The sequence below is a fragment of the Wolbachia endosymbiont of Bemisia tabaci genome (assembly GCF_003999585.1).
Classification (GTDB): Bacteria; Pseudomonadota; Alphaproteobacteria; order Rickettsiales; family Anaplasmataceae; genus Wolbachia.
This window is the reverse complement of record NZ_CP016430.1, coordinates 1,154,591-1,159,782: the sequence shown is the minus strand read 5'-3', so window position 1 is coordinate 1,159,782 and position 5,192 is coordinate 1,154,591. Positions and strand designations below refer to the sequence as shown.

At 33.7% G+C, this 5,192-nt stretch carries 5 protein-coding genes and 1 pseudogene; 3 read left to right on the top strand and 3 right to left on the bottom strand.

What is annotated here, in order from left to right:
- A pseudogene (locus BBB02_RS05540) lies at window positions 1-405 on the top strand (transposase); the annotation flags it as partial.
- Window positions 406-522: 117 nt separating this feature from the next.
- On the opposite strand, the gene ligA reads toward BBB02_RS05540, so the two are convergent.
- Entirely contained in the window at window positions 523-2,478 is a 1,956-nt protein-coding gene (gene ligA, locus BBB02_RS05535; protein WP_127464221.1) for an NAD-dependent DNA ligase LigA, read from the bottom strand.
- Window positions 2,479-2,635: 157 nt separating this feature from the next.
- Here ligA and BBB02_RS06560 point away from each other — a divergent pair, with 157 nt between their 5' ends.
- On the top strand, window positions 2,636-2,929 hold the full coding sequence (locus tag BBB02_RS06560) for a hypothetical protein (protein ID WP_245970099.1): 294 nt from the start codon (window positions 2,636-2,638) through the stop codon (window positions 2,927-2,929).
- Window positions 2,913-3,437, top strand: coding sequence for a hypothetical protein (locus BBB02_RS06555; RefSeq protein WP_245970098.1), 525 nt, complete (start codon window positions 2,913-2,915; stop codon window positions 3,435-3,437). The genes BBB02_RS06560 and BBB02_RS06555 overlap by 17 nt, the downstream gene beginning before the upstream one ends.
- 135 nt (window positions 3,438-3,572) lie before the next feature.
- Here the strand turns inward: BBB02_RS06555 and BBB02_RS05520 are convergent, their stop codons facing one another.
- Window positions 3,573-4,331, bottom strand: a complete 759-nt coding sequence (locus BBB02_RS05520; protein ID WP_127464220.1) for a cell division protein FtsQ/DivIB — start codon at window positions 4,329-4,331, stop codon at window positions 3,573-3,575.
- Window positions 4,312-5,192 (bottom strand): D-alanine--D-alanine ligase (locus BBB02_RS05515; protein ID WP_164741548.1); only part of this gene is annotated, 881 nt, incomplete at its 5' end. The genes BBB02_RS05520 and BBB02_RS05515, both read right to left, overlap by 20 nt.

The following is a 5,192-nucleotide window of genomic DNA, read 5'->3' as shown; positions in this document are numbered from 1 at the left end:
GTGGCTAGCAAAGATATAAAGAGCTTTTTAAGTGATTTGAAGAGGGTATATCAAGCAAGGAAATTGCTGAGAATTATCTACTAGAACTGGATGAAAAATGGGGTACAAAGTACTCTATGGTTATAAAATCGTGGCAGAGTAACTGGGAAAATTTGTCTAGTTATTTCAAGTATTCTGATCCAATGAGGAGAGTAATTTACACCACTAATCCAATTGAGGGGTTGCATAGACAAATTAGGCAAGACCAAGGTCTCATTTACCAGTATAAATGCTTTGTACAAGCTGGTATATTGTGCTATAAAAAAGGTGGAAGAAAAGTGGACGATGCCTGTACGTGATTGGGCATTAATTATGTCCCAGCTCGACATTTTCTTTCCTGATAGATTGAGAGTTGAGTTGAATTAAAATGTAGTTTGACACAGTTTATTTAACACTCCCAATTTGGCAAATCTATCTTAAGAGTCTGATATTAGTTTTCAATTCTTCTATCAGTTAATTCATTCCCGTCAGATTAAGTTGTATTTAGCACAATTTGTTCCACTGTTCTTCATCTAAAATTTCCACACCCAATTCCATTGCTTTTTTATATTTTGAACCTGGATCTTCTCCTGCAATTAAATAGTCAGTTTTAGTAGAAAGGCTTGAACTGATCTTTGCCCCTAAAACTTTAGCTCTTACTTTTGCCTCCCTTCTGCTCATAGCACGTAGCTTACCAGTAAACACTATAATTTTGTTATTCAAAAAAGAATCGCTAGAGTTGGAGCTCACGGGAAGAATTTGCAGATATGCAGTAAGATCATTTAACATTTTAATGTTACGTTCCTGAGAAAAAAACGATTTTAAAGATTCAGCTACTTTTTCTCCTATACCATCTATACCTACCAACTCAACATCATTTGATGACATCGAATTATACCAGTTATCATAAGATACATAATAATTTGCGAGCAATTCTGCTGCAACTTGGCCGATAAATCTGATACCCAAAGAAAATATGAACCTATCTAGAGAGATTACTCTTCTGCTTTGTATAGCACTTAATAGATTAGCTATTGACTTCTCGCCCCAACCATGATGCTCTTTTAAGGAAAACTCTTTTAATCTTTCCTCTAAAATAAAAATGTCTGGAATTTGTCTTATTAGTTCCAGGTCATAAAAAAACTTTATTTGTTTTTCACCAAGGCCAACAATGTCAAATGCATCTTTTGACACAAAATGTTTTAGTTTTTCTACTATTTGAGCCTTGCAATTAAATTCTTTAGGACATCTTACTGCAACTCCTTCAATCTGCACTTTACTACCACATTCAGGACATATGTCAGGAAACACAAATTCAGGCATATTTGCATGACGAGAACCTTCATCTACTTTGACAATTTGAGGAATTACATCTCCAGCTCTTTTAATTGTTACAACATCTCCTTCTCTTATGTCTTTACGTTTTATCTCATCTTGGTTATGTAGACTTGCTCTGCTAACTAGCACTCCGCCAATATTGACTGGTACCAAATCTGCAACTGGAGTTAAAACCCCCGTTCTACCCACTTGTATAAATATTTTATTTAACTTTGTCTTTGCATAAACCGCAGAAAATTTATATGCAAGCGCTGAGCGTGGCGCTTTGTGTGTACTTCCCAGACGACTTTGTAGCACCAAATCATTCACTTTATAGACTATCCCATCGATATCATAATCCAAGTTATAACGATAATCATAGATCTCGTTATAGAACTTTAGCATTCCATTCAAACTACTTGTTAAGAAGCGATGCTCATTTACGCAAAAACCAAATTTCTCAAGCTTTTCTAGTACCTCACTTTGACTTTTCTCTATTCCACCAATTAAAGAATAAGCAAAATATCTAAGAGGCCTTTTTGCTGTAATGTTCGCATTCAATTGCTTTAAAGAACCAGCAGCTGCATTTCGAGGATTAGCAAATTCATTATTTTCATTTAACTTTAAAAAGTCGCTATTACTGATATATATTTCACCCCTTACTTCTAGTCTTCCTTGCACATCTTGTAAAAACTTAGGAAAGCCTTTTATTGTTGCAACATTGTGAGTTACATCTTCTCCTACAAAACCGTCACCTCGAGTTGCAGCTTTAACAAATTTCCCATCTTCATAAATTGCAGAAAATGACAATCCATCAATTTTTGGCTCACATAATATCTCTATTTCATCTGCAATTAAAAATCTCTTTATTTTAGACAAAAATTTTTCTACACCTTGTTCATCATAAGCATTCTCAAGAGAAAGCATAGGTTCTTGATGTTCCACCTTAGAAAATCTCTCATCAGGCGGAGCACCAACACTATCTTGTGTTGCATAAGCTTCTGGCTCTATTGCAGCTAACTTTTTTTTCAGTTCATCATATTCAGCATCACTTATCTCTGGCTTACTTTTTTGATAATATAAGATATTATGGTAATTAATTTGGTTCTGCAGTTTTTCTCTCATCTTTTCCAAGTTAGTCATGATACCAATATAATACTCTTTGTCGTCAAGTCATGAATTTTTTCAAAAGGTACTATAAATTTATACTACTAAACTGCAAACCAGTTATATCAATATTAATATAAAGTTCATATTCACATGCTAATATTAGAATTATTTTTAAATCAAGGAGTATATTATGGTAAAATACAATTACAAAAATTGGAACGACCAACCAAGTTACGACACACAGAATACAGTATGGAAAATACACCTAAACGAACCACAAAATTCGGAAAGTCAATTGAGTTCTAAAACTTTAGCACATGGTGTGAGTGATACATTAGGAGGCTGGTTGGGCGTAGATAAAGCAGCACAAAAAGCTGCAGAACAAGTAATATCTAAAATGGGTAACGATTTAAAACTAGAAGCTAGAAAAGCAGCTCAAGATGAAGTAAAAACAAATAGAAGGAAAAATGCTAACTTTAGCTGAAGAGAAAGCTAATAAAATAGCTACCGAAAAAGCTAATCAAATAGAAAAAAAAATATCGACTTCAATTGATAAGACAGTAAAGTCAGTAGAAGCAAATGCTGAAAAAGCAGCAAAAAATGCAGCTGAAAAAGCAGTGAAAAAAGTAGGACCAGAAGTTGCAGATTTGCTAAAGCCAGAAATCAAAACTCAGGTAGAAGAAGAAGTAAAAAAATATACTGAGGAAAAAATTGAAAGCCTTATCAAACCTGAAATCACAAGCAAAATAGATTATATTGTCACTTCACAAAACAAAGAAGTAAGGAAGCTTTTAGAAGATGAAATGAATAAATTAATCGAAGATGCACATAAAAATTTGAATGGGAAAATAGATCAGATTACATGTGAACTCACAGAAGTAAAATCTGATCTCTTAGAAGCTAGTGCAAAAAGTTTTCTTGAGAGCGCAAAATTATTGTCTTTTGCTGCACAAGATGAAACATGTACAAACCAAGATTTAGTGTATTTCTAATCACAGCAGGGTTTTTATATTAAGGTGTACTAGACACAACTTAATTGATTACTTGCAATCTTGATTCCAGTTTTAAGCTACTCGGATGACAGAAAAAGGGCCACTTGCATGACATGAAAAGGAGCACCGAGCAGATCACTTCTTCACAAGGATCTTATCAGCAACACGCATATCAATTATGCTCCAATTGCTAAAAGTAAAGTCGGTTGTATTTTGCAAGTGGCTTAAATAATCCCATGCGCTATAAGGATTATCTTCAGGCAATTTTACTGTGGCACTGCCATCGAGTATGATATTCCATCTTCTATTGCCTACATAGACACAAGAAGAAATATGATCACTTAATTGAGTTTTCCTCTCTAGTATATATTTAATGAATTTTAGGCTTGATAACGAATTTTGTCCTTTGATTATAACGAGATTATCTATCTGGTAGTCATCTACGATTACTTTACCTTCAGAGTCAATTACTGAAGTTCTGTTATCATCTTTCCAGAGAGCGAAGGGTGTATGTTCATCTATATCAATTTGTAAGGTATTGGGCAAAATCCTGTAAATTCTTACATATTTTATCCATTTGCTTACAGATTGTATATTATCTGTTAGTTTTGAGAGGGATATGTACATAATAGGTTGCGTTCTGTCTACTAAACTTAGAATGTCCTGTTCATTTGTAAATTTGTTTCCAGTAACGGTTACTTTGTCGATTGAAAATCCATTGCTAATTAATAAGCTCGATAAGCGATCGTCACACCAAGTAAAGTAGTAATTGAATCGATTTGTTATTTTATCAAGTGAACTATAAAATACTATTGTAAGGAAAAGTGCAGTTATAATCATGAAAGCACACTTGCGCAAAAAACTCCTTTGGCTTCTAGTAACATTGTTCAACATCGGCTTGATCTCTAATATTCTTGTGGTGTAAACTGTCTTTGACAATAATTTTAATTAATTCATTAAAATCAATTCCTTTTGTCAATTTTGCAATTTCTGGTACTAACGATAATTCAGTAAAGCCAGGATGTGTATTAATCTCAAGCATTTTTAAAGTGTTATTTTGGGGATTATAACGAAAGTCTGAGCGGGAAACAGTTTTGCATCCTAAAAATTGATGAACTTTTAGTGCGTGTTCCAAGGTCATTCTATATATGTTGTCAGGAATTTTAGCAGGAAATATATGTTCTGCAAATCCATCTGTATACTTTGCTTCATAATCATAGAATTTATTTTTTGGTCGTATTTCCATAGTACCAATTGCTTCATTCAGCAACACAGCAGTATGTAACTCTATACCCGGTATGTATTCTTCTATGGTCATCTTTTCCATTATAGTAGAACTGTTATTTTTCAGCTCTAAGTAATCCTCATGTGAGAAAATCATGTGTACTCCAATGCTTGAGCCTTCGTTAATCGGTTTTAAGACGTACGGATAATCAACTTTAATATTATTTTTTAGCACATCTTCTCGACTAATTACATAACCTCTTGGAGTGTCGATATTAAGAGAATGGAATATATGCTTTGACATCACTTTATTCATAGCAACAGCCGAAGCCATAACTTCTGAGTGTGTATATTTTATACCTAAAATCTCCAGTAAACCTTGAATACAGCCATCTTCACCATAAGGTCCATGTAGAGCAATAAAAGCAAGAGCGGGATTAGTTTTTTTAAGCTTTTGAGCAATATTGCTATCAACATCTATTTCTATTGCATTATATGAAAGGCTGTCAAGCGCCTTCTTTACTGCTTTTC